Below are 20,189 nucleotides of genomic sequence, written 5' to 3'. Positions count from 1 at the left end.
CTCCTTCGCCGCATCCGCTTCCGGGCCCGGAGGCCGGTGAGTCATGGGACTCACCGGTCGCCGTCTCGAGGTCGACCGGATCGCGACCCTTGCTGTACTCCCTCGTGAGTCAGCGATGGTCGTCGTCGGCGACCCTGGTTCCGGACGCAGCAGCGTCCTCGACGCGGTCTCGAACCGCGTCTCCCTCCCCGTCGTCCGCGTCGGTGTGAACGGGAGCGAGTCCCACTGGCCACTGGCCGGCGTGACCTCGCTCTTCACCGCACTCGACGACCCCCGGGCGACGGCGCACATCGCGCACCTCCTCCAGGGGAACGCGCCCACGGACCGGCAGACGCCGGGGCTCGCCGCGGCGCACGACTTCCTGGACGCCGTGCACGCACTCACCCTGCCGCCGACGCTCGTGCTGATCGACGACCTCGACCGCATGGACGTGGAGAGCCAGGAGCTCATCGCGTTCGTGGCGAGCCGGCTCGCCGGCACCGCACTGCGTGTCGTGGCGACGGTCCGCACCGTGCCGTCGGACGGTCCGCTCGCGGCCCTGCCGATGCTCCGGATCGAACCGCTGCCCGCGGACGAGGCACTCGTGCTCGCCCGTGCCATGGCCCCCGAAGAAGCGAACGACGGCGTCCTCGCCGTCCTCGCCGAGGAGACCGGCGGCAACCCCGGCGCGCTGCAGGAGCAGCTCGCCGTGCTCAGCCGCGAACAGTTGAACGGCTCCGAGCCGCTCGTGCTGCCGCTCCGCCCCACGCCGACCACCGAGGCCATCGCGGCCCTGGCGCTCGGCTCCGTCGCGGGACGCGATCTGGACGTCCTCGCACGACTGGCACTCGTCCCCGTGGCGAAGACCGCCGGGTGGGACCGTGACGAGCTCGACGACCTCGCCGATGCCGGACTCACGTCCGTCAAGGGGCAGACCGTCAGTGTCCGTGACCCGCTCGTCCGCTCCGCGCTCTACTGGCGGATGCCGGCACGCGATCGTCGCGCCGCCCACACCGAGCTCGCCACGGCGAGCGCGGAGAACGACCCGCGTGCAGCGGCGTGGCACCGCAGCTTCGTCGACGACGTCCCCGACGTGGTCGCCCTGCTGCGTGCTGCTCGATCGTACGTGGCGGACGGCAACGCGCAGGCGGCGATCGTCCTCACCGAGCGTGCACTCCTCATCGGTGGCGGCACCGAGGACGAGCACGCGGCGCTCCTGGGCGTCGCGGAGGTCCTCCTCGCGAACCGGCTGCTCGGCTTCGCTGCGCGGTACCTCGCGGCGATCCGGCCGTTCCGGACGATGCCCGACGAGACCCGTCGGCTCCGTCTGGAGTACTCGGTGCAGTACCTCAGCGGCGACGCCGTGCACGCGGACGAGCTCCTCGTGCCGGTCGACCCGGCTGACGCCGACGAGGCGGACGCGGTCGCGGGGCTCCTCGCGATGGTCGCGTCGTTCCGTGCCGAAGCGTGGGAACTCGACCAGGCGAAGGACTTCCTGAACCGGGCTGAACCGCTCCGGCGGTCGGCGTCCCCGCACACGGTGGAGATCACGACGACGGCTCGCGAGCTCATCGCCGCCGTCGACGGGACCCTGCCGGCGGACTCGGAGCTGCACGACGGCCTGTCGACCACGACGCTCGTCGGCATGTCCGACCCGTCGCTGCTGCTCCTCGCCCACGCGCTGAGCATCGCCGAGCGGTACCGCAGTGCACGCCGGGTCTTCGCCCTCGTCCTCGCACGGGGACAGGAGGCGCAACCGGTGTGGACCGAAGCGGCCCGCTACCTGACCGCCGAGAACGAGGTGCGCGCCGGGAACTTCCGGCAGGCGCTCCGTGCGATCGACGTGTGGGAGGCCGGTTCGTCGGTCGTCGAGCGGCTCCGTGAGCCGTCCCGTGCGATCGCGATCGCGTGGCGGCACTTCGCCGAGGGGCGCTCCCCCGAGGCCCTGGAGGTCCTCGACCGCTGCCTGGCGCAGCGCTCGACGAGTCGTCTGTGGGGTGCGACCGCCAAGCTGCACGCCCTGCGCGGCCGGGTCCTGCTGCTCGACGGGCGGATCGAGGAGGCTGCGGTGTCCCTTGAGGCCGCGGACGCCATCGGCCGGTCCCTCCGGAACCCGGCGGTGCTCCGGCACCTGGGCGACCTGGTGGAGGCGTACACGCGCCTCGGCCGGCAGGACGACGCCCGCGGCGTCACCGCGCGGCTCGCTGCGGACCACCACGCACGGCCGTCCCGCTGGGGCGCGCTCGTGCTGGCCCGCAGCCTGGCGCTCGTCGCCGACGACACCACCCGTGAGACGGCTCGTCGCCGCGCGCTGGAGCTCTTCCAGCCGCACGACTCGCAGTTCGAACGGGCACGGACCCTCGCGGCCCTCGCGGCCGTCGGGAGCCCCACGGAGCGTCCGCGCCTCGGTGCGGCGGCCGCAGCGGCGTACGAGGCAGCGGGGCTCCGGCGTCCGCTCGCCACGCCGGCCGCGACGGTGGCGATGCCCGCGTTCGGTACGCAGTCGCCGCTCCGGTCCGCGCCGATGCTGTCGACGTCGATCCCGGGCACGCCCCGCAGCGCACCCGACGCCTCGGCGGTGCTCACCTCGCTCACCGCGGAGGAGCGCGCCGTCGTGCAGAAGGTGACGGAGGGCTACCGCAACCGCGAGATCGCCTCGTCGCTGTTCATGTCGCAGCGGACGGTGGAGCTGCGGCTGACGCAGATCTACCGCAAGGTGGGCGCGCGTTCGCGGTCCCACCTGGTCGCGCTCCTCACGTGACCTGAACACGACTCCACGACGGACTGGAGGCACGGTGCCAGCTGGCACCGTGCCTCCAGTCCGTTTCGTCGTCACCGTCCACCCCCGCAGGCCGCTTGCGGGAGTCCGCACGCGCCCGCAGCGGATCGCACCCCGCACGCGGGGAACCGCAAGAGCGACGGGCGACTGTTGCCGTGCCGAACAGGCCGGGCGAGGCTTCTCCTGCACCGACCGCCGTCCCCCAACCCAGGGGGCAGCCCGTGGTACCCCGTCCGGTACCCGAACCGTCGGCCCACGGACGTCGTCGTCCGTCCTCGCCTGATCCGAGGACGGGCGGCGGCTCCGGGCCGTCGGACCGGACGCGCGGCAGACCCGACGGCGGTCGGTGCCGCACCACCCCGCACCACTCCCCCGAACTCCGAAGCACCATCCCAGCGCCTGACGCTGCTGGCCCACCCGAAGGGACACCAGATGTGCGGCATCATCGCGGCCCGCGTCTCCGACGACGCGACGCCCTACCTGCTCGACGGCCTGGAACGGCTCGAGTACCGCGGGTACGACTCCGCAGGCGTCGCCGTCCGGACCGCTTCCGGGGGGACCGAGACCCTCCGGTCGGTGTCCCGCGTCGGAGACCTCCGCACGCTGGTCGCCGCCCGCTCCGGTGACGCGCTCACCGGCGTCGGCATCGGGCACACCCGGTGGGCCACGCACGGCGTCGTCCGCGAGGCGAACGCCCACCCGCACGCCGACTGCACCGGTCGGATCAGCATCGTCCACAACGGCATCATCGAGAACGCGGACCGGCTGCGCGCCACCCTCGAACGCCAGGGCCACGTGTTCTCGTCCGACGTCGACTCCGAGGTCATCGCGCACCTCGTCGAACGGGCGCTGGCCGTCGACCCCGACCTCATGCTCGCCGTGCAGATCGCCACCGCGCAGCTCGAGGGGTCGTGGGCGATCGTCGTCCTCGACGCCCGTGACGGTCGCATGGTCGTCGCTGCCGAGCGCTCCCCGCTGGTGGTCGCCCGGTCCGCCCGCGGGGACTTCGTCGCCAGCGACATCGGTGCCATCGCCGAGTGGTGCGAGACGTTCGTGGCGCTCCGCGACGGCGACGTCGTCGAGCTCGGCGAGGCCTGGACCTGGTCCTCCGCCGGGGTCACCGTGCCGGTGCCGTTCCCGACGCCCTCGCCGTTCGCCGCGACCGCGCTCGACCTCGGCGACCACCCGGACCACATGGCGAAGGAGATCGAGGAGCAGCCCGAGGTGGTCGCCTCGATCCTCGACCGCGTCGCCCGCCGCGCCGCCGACGGCAGCATGTGGGTCGGCCTCGGGCTCCCCGGCTTCCACCGGCTCGCGATCGTCGCCTGCGGCACCTCGCTGAACGCCGGGCAGGTTATCGCCACGGCGCTCCGCGGCATCGGCGGCGTGCCGACCGACATCGTCGTCGCCAGCGAGGCGGAACAGGCCGTCCTCGGCCCGGGCACCCTCGTCGTCGCCATCAGCCAGTCCGGTGAGACCGCCGACGTGCTCCGTGCCCTCGACCGGTTCGAGGACCGGCACCCCGTGCTCGCCCTCACCAACAACGTGCACTCCTCCCTGGCCCGCCGCGCCGACGCCGTCCTCGACTGCCACGCCGGCCCGGAGATCGGTGTCGCCGCGACGAAGACCTTCACCGCGCAGGTCGTCGTCGGCGTCGCAGCGATGATCTCCGCCCTGGTCGCGTCCGGCCGGATCGACGCCGCCCGGTCCACCGCGCTCGTCGGCGAGCTCACCGACCTGCCCGCCCGGATCGCGCACGCCGCCGCCGTCGCCGCGGCCCGCATCCCGCTGCTCGTGTCGAGCGTGCAGGACGCCTCCGGCTTCCTGTTCCTCGGCCGGGGCGCCGGACTCCCCTACGCCGCCGAGGGCGCCCTCAAGCTCAAGGAGCTCAGCTACCGGTGGGCGGAGGCCTACCCGGCCGGCGAGCTCAAGCACGGGCCGCTCGCGCTCGTCGACGAGGGCACGCCGGTCGTCGTCGTCGACCACGGCGAACCCCGGCTGCAGGCGAACATCGCCGAAGTCCGGGCACGCGGCGGCTTCGTCATCACCATCGGCGGCGAGGGGTCGGACATCCCCGCGCTCGGCCGTCGCGCCGCCGGGGACCTCGCGTGGGGTCGTGCGACGGCGCCCTGGGGTCCGCTCGAGGCGGTCGTGCCCCTGCAGATGCTCGCCCGCGAACTCGCGCTGCAGCTCGGCTGCGATGTGGACAAGCCGAGGAACCTCGCCAAGTCGGTGACGGTCGAATAGCCAGGCACACGCGCATGAACCGGTTGACGGTGTTCCTCGCCGTCCTCACCGCACTCGCCATCATCGCGACGATCGTCGTGGTGACGGCGGTGCTGGTGCCCTCGCTGCTGGAGTAGGGCCTCCCTGCTCCTCGGCTGCTCGTTCGTCGGCTGCTCGTTCGTCGGCTGCTCGTTCGTCGGCTGCTCGTTCGTCGGCTGCTCGTTCTTCGGCTTCTCCCCGGTCGGGGCTGCGATCCTGGTGCCTTGACCACCGCAGCCCCGTCCCTCGTCTTCGTCGCGCTCCTCGTCGGCGCCGTCCTGCCGTTCGTGCCGGTCGTCGGTCGTGTGGCCCGCATCGCCGCGACGATCGCCCACGAGGTCGGGCACGCCGTCGTCGTCGTCCCCTTCGGCGGTCGCATCCAGCGCATCGAGCTGCACCCGGACGGGTCCGGCGAGGCGTGGGTGCAGCTCGGCCGGGTGCCCGGCGGGGTCCGCTGGCTCGTTCGGATCCTCAACCTCTACGCCGGCTACAGCGCTCCGCTCTGGGCCGGTGTCCTCCTCGTCACCGGCGTCCTGCACGGGTCGAGGTGGCTCCCCGTCGCCGTGCTCGGGGTGATCGGGCTCGTGGCGCTGGCGTTCGTCCGGAACTGGTTCGGGCTCCTCGTCGTGGTCGGCTTCGACGTGCTCGCGCTCTGGGTGGCGCTGCGCCCCTCGGAGACGACCGTGCTCGTGGTCGCCGCAGTGGGGGCGTTCTTCGTGGTCGACGGGTTGCGATCGGTGGTGCAGGTGGCCCGGTGGCTGTTGACCGGCGCCCGGGTGCAGACCGACTTCCACATCGCCGCGGCCGAGATGCGGGTGCCGGCGACGATGTGGTTCGTGCTGTTCGTGGCGGTCAACGCCGTGGCGGTCTGGCTGGCGCGGGAGCCGCTCCTCGAGGTGTGGGACACCGTGGTGGCGGGGGTGCGGGCGCTGTTCTGACGCGCAGATGTGCGGGTGCGGGTGCGGGTGCGGGTGCGGGTGCGGGTGGCCCGGCGGATGCACGCGCACCGAGCGACATCCCACGCGTCGATCGACAGGTGGAACGTCGAAACATGCACACGCAGCGGATGCATGCGCACCGAGCGACATCCCACGCGTCGATCGACAGGTGGAACGTCGAAACATGCACACGCAGCGGATGCATGCGCACCGAGCGACACCCCACGCGTCGATCGACAGGTGGAACGTCGGAACATGCACACGCAGCGGATGCGCGCGCACCGAGCGACATCCCACGCGTCGATCGACAGGTGGAACGTCGGAACATGCCCACGCAGCGGATGCGCGCGCACCGAGCGACATCCCACGCGTCGATCCACAGGTGGAACGTCGGAACATGCACACGCATCACATGCGCGCGCACCGAGCGACACCGCACCCGCGCAGCCCCTGCGAGGATGACCGGGTGCACCTCGACGCCGTGACCACTGCCCTCGCAGCCGCTCCCTCCCCGGAGGCCCCACGCTTCGTCGACTTCGTCCGGCAGCACGGCGACGCCGCCCTCCGACGCGACGGCGGCCCGGAGCACCTCACGGCGTCGTGCTTCGTGTTCTCCCCCGACCTGGCCCACGTGCTCCTCTGCCTGCACCGCAAGGGCCGCTTCTGGGTGCAGTTCGGCGGGCACCTCGAGCCCGACGACCACGACCTCGCGGACGCCGCCCGCCGCGAAGCCCGCGAGGAGTCCGGCATCCCCGACCTCCAGCTCCGCAGCGGTGCCGTCGCGGACCTCGACCGCCACGACCTCCACGGGGGCTTCGCCTGCGCCGCGCACTGGGACGTCGGCTTCGTCGCCACCGCGGACCCGTCCGTGTCGACGACCGTCAGTGACGAGAGCGACGACGTCCGGTGGTTCCCGGTCGGCGCGCTGCCCGCAGCGGTCCCGCCGGGCTTCGCCGCACGACTGCGCGCAGTGGTCGCCGGGGCTACCGGGGTCCCCAGGGTCGCCGGGGCCACCGGGATCGCCGGGGTCACCCAGCGCGACTCCGGAGTCGCCGGGGTCACCCAGCGCGACTGACGACGGCCGGGAGGCGCGTGACGGGCCCGACCCGCGCCTCCAGGCCGGTGGTCGCGCGTCTCCGGACGCGTCGGTCGCGTCGCCGACGCGACGTCACGCCGGACCCGCGCGCCTCACTCCCAGGGGTGCTGCGCCATCTCGGCCGGATCGAAGACGCGTCCGCCGGCGACCACGAGCGACCGTGGCACCCGGCGGACCAGGGCGTCCATCGGGTTCTCGGCGTCGACCAGCACGACGTCGGCGCGGGCTCCGGCGACGAGGTCGTGCTCCTCGTCGGTGACGAACCGGGCGCCGTCGCGCGACGCGAGCTGCACGACGCGGGTGAGGTCCTCGTCGCGGACGATGCCGCCGGCGCGGGCGTACTGCCACGCGATGCCGAGCAGGTCGCCGTCGCCGTAGGGGCTCCAGAGGTCGCGGATGCCGTCGGTGCCGAAGCCGAACCGGACCCCGGCATCGTCGAACTCGTGCAGGGGCAGCTGCCGCATGCGGACCGGGGCGACGGTCGTCATCGTGACACCGAGGCCGGCCATCCGCGCGAGCAGGTCGCGGCGGCGGACGGGGTCGACGTCGACGATCGCGAAGCCGTGCGCGATGTTGACCCTGCCCGGTGCGATACCGAGGCGCTCCACCCGGTCGAGGACGAGGTCGAACGAGAACGCACCGAGCTCGGCGGGCTCGTGCAGGTGCAGGTCGATGCCACAGCCGGTGTCGGCGGCGATGGCGAACAGGCCGTCGAGCTGGCCGACGGGGTCACGGTCGATGAGGGCCGGATCGAGGCCGCCGATGTGCTCCACCCCGGCGAGCGCCGCCTGCCGGAGGAGGTCCAGGACGCCCGGCCGCCGGAGCACGCCGTCCTGCGGGAAGGCGACGATCGACAGCTCGACCGCGCCGTCGAGCGCCGCTGCGGCGGACCGGACGGCGTCGATGCCGCGCAGGCCGACACCGAGGTCCACGTCGACGTGCGTGCGGACCCGGGTCGTCCCGGTGCGGAGGGACTCGCGGAGGACGCGGGTGGCGACGGCTTCGCCCGGGATGCCGAGGGCGTCGCGGCGGTCGCGTTCGTGGGCGATCCGGCCCTGGGTGCCGCCCTCGCCGCCGTAGGACTCCCAGGCGTGGCCCCACCAGCTCTTGTCGACGTGGGCGTGGGTGTTGACGAGCCCGGGGAGCGCGAGCTGCCCGTGGCCGTCGACGACGACCGCGGTCGGCCCGACGACGGTGAGCCCGGACGCGGCGTCACCGGTCTGCAGCGCCCCCGGGGCTGTGATCGCGGTGATCCGGGACCCGGTGACGACGATGTCGGCGCGGTCCCCTCCCCACGGGCGGACGTCGCGGATGAGCAGGGTGGCGTCTTCGTGGAGCATGCCGTCCATCGTGGCAGACGGAACGTCGACGCCGACCGGCCCGTCCGCATCTGTGGAGAACCACCCGCCGAACCGGACCGGGCGGACCCGAACCACCGCGGCCCGCTCCCGTAACCCGACGCCGCAATCAGCACCGACCGGGCGAAGCCTGCGAGAGTACCGGCACGACGACGGCAGGAGGTGTCCCATGGCGGACGACGAGCACGGTTTCGCGACCGAACAGGTCCACGGCGGGTTCCAGCCCGACGCGGCCCACGGTGCGAGGGTCCCCGCGATCCACATGTCCTCCGGCTTCCTCTTCGACGACTTCGACCAGGCGCGGGACCGTTTCGCCGGCACCGACGACGGCTACACCTACACGCGGCTCGGCAACCCGACGAACGCCGACGTGGAGCGCCGGGTCGCCCTGCTCGAGCGCGGCGTCGAGGCGATCCTCGTCGGCAGCGGCCAGGCGGCGGCGACGATCGCGTTCCTCGGCGTCCTGCAGGCCGGCGACCACGTCGTCAGCGCGCGCAGCATCTACGAGGGCACGAAGGGCCTCCTCGTGCAGAACCTCGGTCGGCTCGGCATCGAGGTGGACTTCGTCGCCGACCAGCGCGACCTCGACGAGTGGGCGCGCCTGGTCAGGCCGAACACGAAGGCGTTCTTCGCCGAGACGATCCCGAACCCGAAGAACGACGTGCTCGACATCACCGGCGTCGCCGACACCGCGCACCGTGCGGGGGTCCCGCTCATCGTCGACAACACCCTGGCGACGCCGTACCTGGTCCGTCCGGTGGAGCACGGCGCGGACATCGTCGTCCACTCGGCGTCGAAGTTCCTGTCCGGGCACGGTGCCGGCCTCGGCGGCGTGCTCGTCGACGGTGGCACGTTCGACTGGTCCGCCTCCCCCGAGCGCTGGGTGCACCTCACCCAGCCGGAGCGTTCGCTCGGCGGCCAGAGCTACGTCGAGCGGTACGGCAACCGGGCGTACGTCGTGTTCGCCCGCGACGTCGTGGCGTCCCGCGTCGGTCCGACGCCGTCGCCGTTCAACTCCTTCCTGCTCCGCCAGGGCATCGAGACGCTCAGCCTGCGCGTGGAGCGCCACAGCGCGAACGCGCTGGCCGTCGCGTCGTTCCTGGAGCGGCAGCCGGAGGTGACGAGCGTCGACCACGCGGGTCTCGCCTCCAGTCCGTACCACGACCTCGCCCAGCGCTACCTGCCGCGCGGTGCCGGGTCCGTCTTCGCGTTCACGCTGGCGGGCGGCGAAGCCGCAGCGCGCACGTTCATCGACGCGGTCCAGCTGTTCAGCCGGATGACCCACCTCGGCGACGTCCGGTCGCTGATCCTGCACCCGGCCACGACGACGCACGCCGGCAAGACGCCGGAGGAACGGGCCGACCAGGGCATCGACGACGGGCTCATCCGACTGTCGGTCGGCATCGAGGACGTCGCCGACCTCGTCCGCGACCTGGAACGCGGGTTCGCCGCGCTCCGGTCGGCCGCCGGACGTGCGGATGGTGCCGACCTCGGCCTGGAGGCGCGGGTCGACCCCGCCGCGGAGCTCGCCTCCCTGGCACACGCGGTTCCGCAGGACCACGTCATCTCCGAGGAGCTCTGAGCGTGGCGGGACTGCAGCACTTCGGGTACTTCTTCTCGCGCGGGTTCGGCCCGCAGGCGTGGGGTCGCTCCGACTGGGACTGGGGGTACGACTGGACGAAGCCCGACCTGTACCAGCAGTCGGTGCGGGCGCTCGAGCAAGCCGGCATGGACCTCGTGATCGCCGAGGACGCGATCTCGCTCGGGAACCCGTCGACCCTCGACCTGCGCATCCGGCAGGCGTACGGCGGGCCGAAGCACGACCCGCTGCTCCTCGCCCCGTACCTGTTCGCCGCGACGTCGCACATCGGCATCGCGCCGACGGTGAACGCGGGCATCACGCCGCCGTACCTCGCCGCGCGGCAGTTCGCGACGCTGGCGCACCTGTCCTCGGAGCGGTTGGGGATCAACGTGGTCACCGACGTCGGCAGCGCCCGGCACGCGGGGCTGCCACCGCTGCCGCACGACCAGGCCTACGACCGGGCTGAGGAGTGGGTCACGCTGCTCCGTCGGCTCTGGGGGTCGTGGGGACCCGACGGGTACGTCGGTTCGGCGGACGACTGGCACTTCGCGAACGGCGCTGCCCTCGACGCCTTCCACCACGAGGGTGCGTACTTCGCCGCCGACGGGCCGCTCAACGCGCTGCCGCTCGACTCCGACCCGGTCGTGGTCTCCCCCGGCGGTTCCGGCCGTGGGCTGGCGTTCGCCGGTACCCACTCCGACGTGCAGCTCGCCCTCGCCCCGCTGTCCGCCGCGGCCGTGCGGGACTACCGTGCGAAGGTCATCGAGGCCGCGCTCGCCGCCGGACGCACCGCGGACCAGCTGCGCATCCTGTTCGTGCTGAAGCCCGTGATCGTGTCCTCCACCGCCGAGGCCGACGCGATCGTCGCCGCGTCGGAGCACCCGTCCGACGAGGACCTCCGCACGGCGGCCGTCGCCTGGTCGAGCGACTCCGAGACGGACCTCCTCGCCCTCGACCTCGACGCGCCCATCCCGGCGGGGACCTTCGGCGACCACGTCTCCGCGGGGACGATCCGCGGCCTCGTCGGCGACACCCCGGACGCGCCGCTGCGGGAACTCCTCACCCGGAAGGCCCGGCAGGGGCGGATCTCGTCGCGCTCCGGCTTCGTCGGCACCGGGGACGAGTTCGGCGACTTCATCGAGGAGCTCGGCAGCGATGCGGACAACGACGGGCTGATCTTCTCGGGCGACCTGCACCCGGCACAAGTGGCCCGGATGTTCGGCGACCTCGTGCCGGTGCTGCGCCGCCGCGGACTGCTGCGTCGCGAGTACGGCGCCGGGGGCATCCGCGCGAACCTGTTCGACTTCTGACCGCGCCACGGACGGACGGGAGGCACGGTGCCAGCTGGCACCGTGCCTCCCGTCCGACGGTCCGCGTCGCGCGCGTCAGTGGTGCACGGGCTCCACCACGCCGGACTCCTCGACGTCGCGGACGTCCTCGGCCGTCCGGAGGATCTCCTCCCGCGGGCTCGCCGAGTTGATCGCCCAGTAGTAGATGACGAGCGAGAACACGGCCACGACGACGATGTCGATCCACAGGGGGAACACCGGGTTCGTCAGCGGACCGAAGTCGCTGAGGAACACGATGAGCCCCATGCCGATCAGGTAGGGCAGCAGCCACTGGGCCGCCTTCCAGTCCCAGCGTGGGCGGACGCTCGAGGCACCGCGGAACACGTTGTTGAGGATGATCACGACCGCGCCGATCAGGATCGCGACGCCGAGCTTCCAGTCGGTGTCCCACCCGGTCCAGAGGATGATGAGGTTCGCGACGATGAACGCGATCGGCGACAGCACCGTGGCAGCGGGCATCCGGTACGGACGCTCGATCTCGGGGATGCGCTTCCGGAACGCACCGAGCGCCAGCGGAGCACCCGCGTACATCAGCACCGACGCACTCGTGATGAGGCTGACGAGGCCCTGCCACGACGGGAACGGCGCGAAGCAGGCGCAGCCGACGACGAACGCCACGATGAGGCCGACCCACGGGACGCCCTGCTTCGTCGTCCACTCGAACGCCTTCGGGAAGTAGCCGTTGCGGCTCAGCCCGTAGGAGATGCGGGAGGTGGCGGTCACGTAGATGAGGCCGGTGCCGGCGGGCGAGATGATCGCGTCGATGAAGATGATCACGGCCAGCCAGGTGATGCCGGCCGCCATCGCGATGTCCGCGAACGGCCCCGTGTACTTCGTGAAGTCCGCCGTCGCCCACGCGCCCTGGATGGCGTCGGACCGAAGCGCCCCGAGGAACACGATCTGCAGCAGCAGGTAGATCACGAGCCCGATGAGCACCGAGCCGATGACCGCTCGGGGGATGTCGCGCCTCGGGTTCTTCGCCTCGCCCGCGAGCTGGTCCGCCTGCTCGAACCCGAGGAAGGCGAAGATGATGCCCGACGTCGAGACCGCGGCGAGGATGCCCTTGGCGCCCTGCGGCATGAAGCCGTCCGCCGCCGTGAAGTTCGACCCGTGGAAGCCGCTGAAGGCCAGCACGATGATGACGAGCAGGGGGATGGCGACCTTCCACCACGTCGCCGCGGAGTTCGTGTTCGCCAGGATCCGGACGCTCAGCATGTTGATGACGGTGACGACCGCCATCAGGACCACCGCGACCGCGATGCCCGCCCCCGTCAGGAGCTGCTGCGTCTCACCGTTCACCGTCGTGGTGTGCAGCCACGGGTGCGCGAACTCCCAGTGCTGCGCGTACTTGATCATCGCCTCGACCTCGATCGGGGCGACGGTCACGGACTGCAGCCACGAGAACCAGCCGAACGAGGCGCCGGCGATCCCACCGAACGCGATGTGGGGGAACCGCGCTGTTCCACCCGCGATCGGGAACATCCCACCGAGTTCGGCGTGCACGAGTGCGAGGACGAGGATCGCCACGCCGCCGATCACCCACGAGATGATCGCGGACGGTCCGGCGGTCTTCAGCGCCTCCTGCGAGCCGAAGAGCCAGCCGGAGCCGATGATCGACCCCGTCGAGGCCCAGATGAGCCCGATGAAGCCGACGTTGCGCTTGAGGCCGGAGTCCGGCAGCGCCTGTGTCGTTGTAGCCACTGTTGCTCCTGTCGAATGAGCGCGGCCCCGCGAACAGGGGCCGCGCTCATCGACTCTGGCACCGTGACAGCAACTTGGTCGGATTGTTTAACACAATGGAAACAATCGTGCTGTACAAGCACTCAGATTACTTCTTGGGCTTCTTGCCCTTCTTGCCGTCCTTCTTGCTGGCCTTCTTGCCGTCGTCCTTCTTGGACGTGGACTTCTTGCCGGAGTCCTTCTTCGACGACTGCTTCCTGTCGTCCTTGCCGGACTTCTTGTCCTTGCCGGACTTCTTGTCCTGCTCGGACTTCTTGTCCTGCTTGCGCGGCGGCTCATCCACGATCCCGTCGACCGGCTCCACCACCACCGCGCTGCCCGTGTCGGCGAGCACGTCGACCGCCTGCTCCTCGACCACCGGCACGAGGGCGTCGGCCACGCGCTCCACGACGAGCTCTGCGCCGTCCTCGGCCAGTCGCAGGAGCGCCAGTGCCGCACGGACCCGGGTCGTCGTCTTCCGCGCGAGGACGTCCGCGCGGGCACCCTCGAGGAACGCCCGCAGCGAGCGCTCCACCGCCGACCGGCCGCGAGGCGCCGAGCGGTCGAGTCGATCGAGTTCTCCGGCGATCCCGGCGACGTCGTCCTCGACGTGCTCGTGCCGGACGGACTCGATGAGCGCCGCCACGGCCGCTCCGGCTCGTTCGACCGCAGCGCTCCGCCGGTCGAGGACCACGAGCATCTCGAACGTGGAACCGTACGACACCGTCTCGAGCCGGACCGGTTCGGCACCGCGACCGCGCACGACCAGGCGGCTCTCCGGCGTGGGGAGCCAGGCGATCACCGCGGCGACCGTCGCCACCGACCCCACGGTGCGCTCGTACTCGGCGAGCCCCACTCGATCCTGCTCTCGCAGACGGACACGGATCGCGATCTCCTGCGCCACGGCACGGACCTCTCGTTCGACGATCGACACGGGCGTGTTCCCGGGCCTCGTCCGGATCGTAGTCCTCGGAGGTGGCACGACAGCGAACGCCCCGCCAACGTCCTGGGGACGGTGACGGGGCGTTCAGGCACGACGCCTGGAGCGTGTGCCGGGGCAACGGCGTGACAGCGGTCCGACGACCGACGAATGGTGGAGATGGGGGGAATCGAACCCCCGTCCATCGCTGCAATTCGACGTCTTCTACGGGCGTATCCGGATGATTCGTTCTGCTCGGCCCCGTCCTTTGCTACCGGCTTCTAGGACGACGGGCCCAGTCTCAGTGCAAGTCCCGCACGGCCCTGAGGCGCAACCGTGCAGCAAGTCCCCTGGATGACGCCGGAACTCAGGTTAGGGAACGATCACCTGGCCGACGGACTTCATGTGCTGGGCTGCTTACGCAGCGAGAGCGAAGTCAGTGCGCTTGGAATTGGCACTTGTTGTTTTCCACGGATCGTTAACGAGATAACCGTGGGTCCTCGGCCCGCTTCCCGTCGGCACACAGGCAATGTCGAAACCGATCATCCCCGTGCGGGCCGGACGTGCGAGCCGCTGTCACGCTGTTGAGTTGCCATGGTGCTGTGGTGCGTGCTCCGAGGAGCAGTCCCTCAGTCTAGTCGACCGGGGCGGTGGACGCCAGCGTCACTCGCCGACGCGGTTCCGGGTGCGCATGGCACGCTCGGCCTCGCGCTTGTCCGTCTTCTCGCGCAGTGCCTGGCGCTTGTCGAACTCGCGCTTGCCCTTCGCGACGGCGATCTCGACCTTGGCCCGACCGTCGTGGAAGTAGATCTGCAGCGGCACGAGCGTGTACCCGCCCTGGTTCGTCTTGTGCGAGATCTTCACGATCTGCTGCTTGTGGAGGAGCAGCTTCCGCTTCCGCCTCGGTGCGTGGTTGTTCCACGTCCCCTCGGTGTACTCGGGGATGTGCACCGCGTCGAGCCAGGCTTCGCCGCCGTCGATGAAGGCGTACCCGTCGACGAGCGACGCGCGCCCCTCGCGGAGGGACTTCACCTCGGTGCCCGACAGGACCATGCCCGCCTCGTACGTGTCCTCGATGAGGTAGTCGTGGCGCGCACGACGGTTCGTCGCCACGATCTTCTCGCCGCGTTCCTTCGCCATGCGTGTCCCCTTCCGTGCGGTACTGCCGGTGTGCAGCCCTACAGACTACCCAACGCGGGCTCGGCGGCGCACCTTCCCGGCGCGCCGCGACCCGTGCGCGTGGGCGCACACACCCCGAGACTCGCCGTGAGCGACACTTCTCGGGCGTTGGGCCGCGAGATCGGTCGCCCACCCCGAGACTCGCGCTGCCACCGCCGAATCTCGCCGGACCGTCAGACCTTGAGGTACCGACGGATCGCGACGAACGCCGACAACCCCGCGAGCACGATGCCGATCACGATGACCGAGGGCACCACGATCGCAGCGTCCCCCATCCCGATGAACGCCGTCCCGGAGAACCGCTGCGCCAGGTAGTTCCGGACGAAGAACCACACCACGGCCACGATCGCGCCACCGGCGAGGACCGCCCCGATGGCGGCGGCGATCACCCCCTCCAGCACGAACGGTGTCTGGATGAACCGGTTCGACGCCCCGACCAGTCGCATGATGCCGAGCTCCCGCCGTCGACTGAACGCGGACAACCGGATCGTGGTGGCGATCAGGAGCACCGCAGCGATCAGCATGAGCGAGGCGATGCCGATCGCGGTGTAGGACGACGCGTTCAACAGGTTGAAGATCGGCTGCAGGTAGCCCCGCTGGTCGACGACGCTCTGCACACCGGCGACCTTCGAGAGACTCTCGACCAGGACGTCGGCCTGCGACGGGTTCTTCAGGTTCACCCAGAAGGTCTCGTTGAGGTACTCGGGCTTGACGAACTCCGTTGCCGGCGAGTCCTTGAACTGCTGCTTGAAGCGGTCGTACGCCTGGTCCTGGTCCTCGTAGTACGTCTTCTCGATGTACGGCTTGAGGGTGGACGACTGGAGCTGCGCCTCGACCTGGTTGCGCTGGTCGTCGGTGGCCTTCGCGCCCGTGCAGTTGCCGGTGGTGTCGGTGTCCGTGCAGAGGTAGACCGCCACCTGGGCCCGGTCGTACCAGTACCCCTTCATCTGGTTGATCTGCATCTGGAGCAGGATCGCGGTGCCCACGAAGGTGAGCGAGATGAAGGTGACCAGGACGACCGAGACGACCATCGACGCGTTGCGACGGAGGCCCGAGGCGACCTCGGACATGACGAGCCCGAGCCTCATCGGATGATCCCCGGGATGGTCTGGATGCCGGTGGTGTTCGAGACGGTCGAGCCGCGCTGGATCGGGACCGCCTGGGTCTGGTAGCCGCCGGACTGCTCGTCGCGGAGGATCCTGCCGTTGGACAGCTCGATGACGCGCCGCTGCATCTGGTTCACGATGCTGGCGTCGTGGGTCGCCATGAGCACGGTCGTGCCTCCTTGGTTGATGCGTTCGAGGAGCGCCATGATGCCGGCCGAGGTCGTCGGGTCGAGGTTGCCGGTGGGCTCGTCGGCGAGGAGGATCGCCGGCTTGTTGACGACCGCGCGGGCGATCGCCACGCGCTGCTGCTCACCACCGGAGAGCTCGTGCGGCATCCGGGTCGCCTTGCCGGCGAGACCGACGAGCTTCAGCACGTCGGTGACGGCCTCGCTGATGAAGCCCTTGCTCTTGCCGATGACCTGCAGCGAGAACGCGACGTTGTCGAACACGTTCTTGTTCGGCAGGAGCCGGAAGTCCTGGAAGACGACACCGAGGTTGCGGCGGAAGTACGGGACCTTGCGCGACGACAGGGATCCGAGGCGCTGCCCGAGGACGTGGATCTGCCCGCGCGACGGCTTCTCCTCCTTCAGCACGAGCCGGAGGAAGCTGGACTTGCCGGACCCGGACGCACCCACGAGGAAGACGAACTCCCCCTTGAGGATCTCGAGGGAGATGGCGTCGAGTGCGGGACTCGGGTTGCCCGAGTACACCTTGGTGACCTGGTCGAATTTGATCATGACCGGATCAGGGTAGGTCGCCCCGCCAGGAAATCAACCGAGGCGCGCGGCTCAGCTCCGCGCCCGAGCGGCTCAGGAGTCGACGGACTGCTTGCGCCAGCGGATGCCGGCGTTGATGAAGCCGTCGAGGTCGCCGTCGAACACGGCTGAGGGGTTGTTCACCTCGTGCTCGCTCCGGAGGTCCTTCACCATCTGGTACGGCGCGAGGACGTACGAACGGATCTGGTCGCCCCAGCTCGCCGTGATGTTGCCGGCGAGCTCCTTCTTCTTCGCGTTCTCCTCCTCCTTCTTCAGGAGGAGCAGGCGCGACTGCAGGACGCGCATGGCGGCGGCGCGGTTCTGGATCTGCGACTTCTCGTTCTGCATCGAGACGACGGTGCCGGTCGGGAGGTGGGTCAGGCGGACCGCGGAGTCCGTCGTGTTGACCGACTGGCCGCCGGGCCCGGATGACCGGAAGACGTCGACGCGGATGTCGTTCTCGGGGATGTCGATCGACTCGGTCTCGGGCATGAGCGGGATGACCTCGACCGCGGCGAACGAGGTCTGTCGCTTGCCGGCGGCGCCGAACGGCGACATCCGGACGAGGCGGTGGGTGCCGGCCTCGATCGACAGCGTGCCGAACGCGTGCGGGGCATCGACCTCGAACGTGGCGGACTTGATCCCCGCTTCTTCGGCGTAGGAGGTCTCCATCACGGTGGTCTTGAAGCCGTGCTGCTCGGCGTACCGGAGGTACATGCGGAGGAGCATCTCGGCGAAGTCCGCGGCGTCGACGCCACCGGCACCGGCACGGATCGTGATGACGGCCGGGCGGTCGTCGTACTCGCCGTCGAGCAGGGTCTGCACCTCGAGGTCGCCCATGGTCTTCTGGATGGCCTTGAGCTCGGCGGCGGCCTCGTCGGCCGACTCTTGGTCGTCGGCCTCGTTCACCATCTCGACCAGCACCTCGAGGTCGTCGATCCGGCGCTCGGTGTCGGTGATCTTCTTGAGCTCGGACTGCCGGTGCGAGAGCGCACTCGTCACCTGCTGCGCGTGCTCGACGTCGTCCCAGAGGTCCTGGGCACCGGCCTGCTCGCTGAGTTCGGCGATCTCGCGCTGCAGGCGGTCGACGTCGACCACCGAGCGGATGTTCCCGAAGGTCTCGCGGAGGGCGGAGATCTGCTCGTTGAAGTCCAGTTCGACCATGGTCACCGATCCTACCGGCGCGGCCGGCTGGTTCGCGTCGCGCCGGCGACGCGCCAGCGACGCGCCAGGCGCGCCGAGCGGGATTGCGGGCGAGTGCCGACACGGCCGACCGGGAGGCGCGGCGCGGGTCCGCCCCGCACGTCGCCGTCCCCGGTGGGTCGCGGTGTACCCCGATCGGGCAGGCTGTCCACATCCCGCAGGCGTTCGGTGGTGCGCGTGACCGACCCGGGACGACCTCGAGGCAACGAGCGCACGGCCGCGCTCGGGCGTGAGCTGGACCCTGCGAACGAGGTGTTCCTGGAGCAGTACTGGGCGCACGTCGTCGCGCACGCCCGGTTCGTGCTCGACCTGCCGGGCACCTCGTCGAACCCGGTGGTGCGCGAGGCCACGGAGCAGTACCTGGAGGCCGTGCGACGGCTCGTCCCGTCAGCGCACCGGATCGCACAGGTCGACGCCGAGCTGCCACCGATGGTGCAGCGCGCGTCGGCGTTCATCCGCGACAACCTGCACCGGCCGGTCTCCGCCACCGAGATCGCCGAGGCCGCGGGGTCCTCGCTGCGTGCCGTGCAGGGCGCGTTCAAGATCACCCTCGGCATCACGCCGATGCAGTACCTCCTCAACGCGCGGATCGAGGCGGCACACGCGCAGCTGCTGGCCGACCCCACGCTCTCGGTCGGCTCCCTGGCTCGACGGTGGGGCTTCTCGAACCACGGCCGCTTCAGCATGCGGTACCGCGAGGTCTACGGCGAGTCGCCGACCGAGACCCGGCGCCGCCTGGAGTCCGCCGGGGCCCTCCCGATGACCGTCTCCGTCGGTCGCCGCTAGCGGCCGAGGAGCGGTTCCCGCGACGCCATCCCCGCCGCGCCGGCTCGTGCCACGGCATCCGGGAGCGCCGCGAGGAACGCGTCGACGTCGGCATCGGTCGTGGTGTGGCCGAGGGTGATCCGGAGCGCGCCGCGGGCGTCCTGCTCGGACAGCCCCATGGCGAGGAGCACGTGCGACGCCTCGGGCACGCCGGCCTGGCACGCGGAGCCCGTCGACACGGCGACGCCCGCGGCGTCCAGGAGGAAGAGGAGCGAGTCCCCCTCGCACCCCGGGAACGTGAAGTGCGCATTGCCCGGCAGCCGGTCGACCGGGTCCCCCATCAGCACCGCCGACGGCACGGCCGTCCGGACACCGTCGACGAGGCGGTCGCGGAGGGTGGCCACCGACGGGTGCGGCATCGACGCGGCCACCCCGAACGACGCTGCCGCCGGGGCGTCCTGCGTGCCGCTGCGGACCTGCCGCTGCTGCCCGCCGCCGTGGATGAGGGGCTCGACCGTGGCGCGGCGGCCGAGCACGAGCGCGCCGATGCCGACCGGCCCGCCGATCTTGTGCGCGGAGACGCTCAGTGCGTCGAGGCCGGACTGCCGGAAGGAGACCGGCACCTGCCCGTAAGCGGCGACCGCGTCACTGTGCACGGGCACGCCGGCGGCGTGCGCCAGCTCGACGATCCGCGACACCGGCTGGATGGTCCCGACCTCGTTGTTGGCCCACAGGAACGTGACCAGGGCGACGTCCGACGCGTCGGTGAGTCGTGCCTCCAGGCCGGCGAGGTCCACGCGACCCTGCGCGTCCAACGGGACCACGTCGACGACCGCGCCCTCGTGGCGCTCCAGCCACTCGACGGTGTCGACCGTCGCGTGGTGCTCGCCGGCCGGGACGACGATGCGGGGCCGGGGCCGGTCCTGCTGCCGGGCCCAGAACAGGCCCTTGACGGCGAGGTTGATGCTCTCGGTGCCGCCGGAGGTGAAGACGACCTCGACCGGTTCGGCGTCGAGGGAGGCCGCGACGGCGGCGCGGCCGTCCTCGAGCAGCATCTTCGCCTGCTGCCCGGCGCTGTGGATCGACGACGGGTTGCCGACCGTGCCGAGCGCAGCCGTGAACGCGGCGAGCGCCTCCGGCAGGATCGGCGTCGTCGCGGCGTGGTCGAGGTAGACCGGCACTGTGCACCCTCCTGAA

At 71.2% G+C, this 20,189-nt stretch carries 16 protein-coding genes and 1 other RNA gene; 8 read left to right on the top strand and 9 right to left on the bottom strand.

Annotated elements, in window-relative coordinates; all coding sequences use genetic code 11:
• Positions 1-43: 43 nt before the first annotated feature.
• From BLT36_RS13775 to BLT36_RS13760, 5 genes are all read left to right on the top strand, one after another.
• Positions 44-2,740 carry a helix-turn-helix transcriptional regulator gene (locus tag BLT36_RS13775; RefSeq protein ID WP_092096014.1) on the top strand — a complete coding sequence of 899 codons (2,697 nt, stop codon included), beginning with the start codon at positions 44-46 and terminating at the stop codon, positions 2,738-2,740.
• Positions 2,741-3,190: 450 nt separating this feature from the next.
• Positions 3,191-5,005: a glutamine--fructose-6-phosphate transaminase (isomerizing) gene (glmS, locus tag BLT36_RS13770; protein WP_092096013.1), complete on the top strand. Its 1,815-nt coding sequence runs from the start codon at positions 3,191-3,193 to the stop codon at positions 5,003-5,005.
• 123 nt (positions 5,006-5,128) lie between these two features.
• Entirely contained in the window at positions 5,129-5,251 is a 123-nt protein-coding gene (locus tag BLT36_RS19190; RefSeq protein ID WP_175529680.1) for a pentapeptide repeat-containing protein, read from the top strand.
• The gene (locus BLT36_RS13765; protein ID WP_175529651.1) at positions 5,248-5,961 is read left to right on the top strand and encodes a M50 family metallopeptidase; all 714 of its coding nucleotides are present in this window, start codon (positions 5,248-5,250) and stop codon (positions 5,959-5,961) included. Before BLT36_RS19190 ends, BLT36_RS13765 begins: the two co-directional genes overlap by 4 nt.
• 466 nt (positions 5,962-6,427) lie before the next feature.
• Positions 6,428-7,036, top strand: coding sequence for an NUDIX hydrolase (locus tag BLT36_RS13760; RefSeq protein ID WP_254787657.1), 609 nt, complete (start codon positions 6,428-6,430; stop codon positions 7,034-7,036).
• Positions 7,037-7,149: 113 nt separating this feature from the next.
• On the opposite strand, the gene BLT36_RS13755 is transcribed toward BLT36_RS13760, so the two are convergent.
• A complete protein-coding gene (locus tag BLT36_RS13755) occupies positions 7,150-8,397 on the bottom strand; it encodes an amidohydrolase family protein (RefSeq protein WP_092096507.1) in 1,248 nt (415 codons plus the stop codon).
• Between the two features lie 187 nt (positions 8,398-8,584).
• On the opposite strand from BLT36_RS13755, the gene BLT36_RS13750 reads away from it, so the two are divergent.
• Both BLT36_RS13750 and BLT36_RS13745 read left to right on the top strand, forming a co-directional pair.
• Entirely contained in the window at positions 8,585-9,997 is a 1,413-nt protein-coding gene (locus BLT36_RS13750; RefSeq protein WP_254787655.1) for an O-acetylhomoserine aminocarboxypropyltransferase/cysteine synthase family protein, read from the top strand.
• Positions 9,998-9,999: 2 nt separating this feature from the next.
• Positions 10,000-11,307 (top strand): LLM class flavin-dependent oxidoreductase, encoded by a 1,308-nt coding sequence (locus BLT36_RS13745; RefSeq protein ID WP_092096008.1) that lies wholly within the window; start codon positions 10,000-10,002, stop codon positions 11,305-11,307.
• A 75-nt stretch (positions 11,308-11,382) separates the two neighbouring features.
• Here the strand turns inward: BLT36_RS13745 and BLT36_RS13740 are convergent, their stop codons facing one another.
• The 7 genes from BLT36_RS13740 to prfB all read right to left on the bottom strand — a co-directional run bounded on the left by BLT36_RS13740 (position 11,383) and on the right by prfB (position 18,188).
• Positions 11,383-13,047, bottom strand: coding sequence for an APC family permease (locus BLT36_RS13740; RefSeq protein WP_175529650.1), 1,665 nt, complete (start codon positions 13,045-13,047; stop codon positions 11,383-11,385).
• 127 nt (positions 13,048-13,174) lie between these two features.
• A complete protein-coding gene (locus tag BLT36_RS13735; RefSeq protein WP_092096007.1) occupies positions 13,175-13,999 on the bottom strand; it encodes a hypothetical protein in 825 nt (274 codons plus the stop codon).
• Positions 14,000-14,156: 157 nt separating this feature from the next.
• Positions 14,157-14,534, bottom strand: a transfer-messenger RNA (tmRNA) gene (ssrA, locus tag BLT36_RS13730).
• Positions 14,535-14,647: 113 nt separating this feature from the next.
• A complete protein-coding gene (smpB, locus tag BLT36_RS13725; RefSeq protein WP_092096005.1) occupies positions 14,648-15,124 on the bottom strand; it encodes an SsrA-binding protein SmpB in 477 nt (158 codons plus the stop codon).
• A 212-nt stretch (positions 15,125-15,336) separates the two neighbouring features.
• Positions 15,337-16,251, bottom strand: coding sequence for a permease-like cell division protein FtsX (ftsX, locus tag BLT36_RS13720; protein WP_092096004.1), 915 nt, complete (start codon positions 16,249-16,251; stop codon positions 15,337-15,339).
• On the bottom strand, positions 16,248-17,006 hold the full coding sequence (gene ftsE, locus BLT36_RS13715) for a cell division ATP-binding protein FtsE (RefSeq protein ID WP_092096002.1): 759 nt from the start codon (positions 17,004-17,006) through the stop codon (positions 16,248-16,250). The genes ftsX and ftsE overlap by 4 nt, the downstream gene beginning before the upstream one ends.
• Positions 17,007-17,078: 72 nt before the next feature.
• A complete protein-coding gene (gene prfB, locus BLT36_RS13710; RefSeq protein ID WP_092096001.1) occupies positions 17,079-18,188 on the bottom strand; it encodes a peptide chain release factor 2 in 1,110 nt (369 codons plus the stop codon).
• Positions 18,189-18,404: 216 nt separating this feature from the next.
• On the opposite strand from prfB, the gene BLT36_RS13705 reads away from it, so the two are divergent.
• Positions 18,405-19,013, top strand: a complete 609-nt coding sequence (locus BLT36_RS13705; protein ID WP_139166475.1) for a helix-turn-helix transcriptional regulator — start codon at positions 18,405-18,407, stop codon at positions 19,011-19,013.
• Here BLT36_RS13705 and BLT36_RS13700 read toward each other — a convergent pair.
• Complete coding sequence (locus BLT36_RS13700) at positions 19,010-20,173, bottom strand: cysteine desulfurase family protein (protein WP_092095998.1); 1,164 nt, start codon at positions 20,171-20,173, stop codon at positions 19,010-19,012. The two genes, BLT36_RS13705 and BLT36_RS13700, sit on opposite strands and share 4 nt — an antisense overlap.
• Positions 20,174-20,189: the final 16 nt, after the last annotated feature.

This window comes from Curtobacterium sp. UNCCL20, from assembly GCF_900101675.1.
Lineage (GTDB): Bacteria > Actinomycetota > Actinomycetes > Actinomycetales > Microbacteriaceae > Curtobacterium.
The sequence above is the reverse complement of the archived record's forward strand: the minus strand, read 5'-3'. Positions and strand labels throughout refer to the sequence as shown.

What these genes read in the sequence shown, in the direction of transcription:
- BLT36_RS13775 (WP_092096014.1), top strand. Translation starts at nt 44, where the DNA reads ATGGGACTCACCGGTCGCCGTCTCGAGGTCGACCGGATCGCGACCCTT.
- glmS (WP_092096013.1), top strand. Translation starts at nt 3,191, where the DNA reads ATGTGCGGCATCATCGCGGCCCGCGTCTCCGACGACGCGACGCCCTAC.
- BLT36_RS13755 (WP_092096507.1), bottom strand. Translation starts at nt 8,397, where the DNA reads ATGCTCCACGAAGACGCCACCCTGCTCATCCGCGACGTCCGCCCGTGG.
- BLT36_RS13750 (WP_254787655.1), top strand. Translation starts at nt 8,585, where the DNA reads ATGGCGGACGACGAGCACGGTTTCGCGACCGAACAGGTCCACGGCGGG.
- smpB (WP_092096005.1), bottom strand. Translation starts at nt 15,124, where the DNA reads ATGGCGAAGGAACGCGGCGAGAAGATCGTGGCGACGAACCGTCGTGCG.
- ftsX (WP_092096004.1), bottom strand. Translation starts at nt 16,251, where the DNA reads ATGAGGCTCGGGCTCGTCATGTCCGAGGTCGCCTCGGGCCTCCGTCGC.
- ftsE (WP_092096002.1), bottom strand. Translation starts at nt 17,006, where the DNA reads ATGATCAAATTCGACCAGGTCACCAAGGTGTACTCGGGCAACCCGAGT.
- prfB (WP_092096001.1), bottom strand. Translation starts at nt 18,188, where the DNA reads ATGGTCGAACTGGACTTCAACGAGCAGATCTCCGCCCTCCGCGAGACC.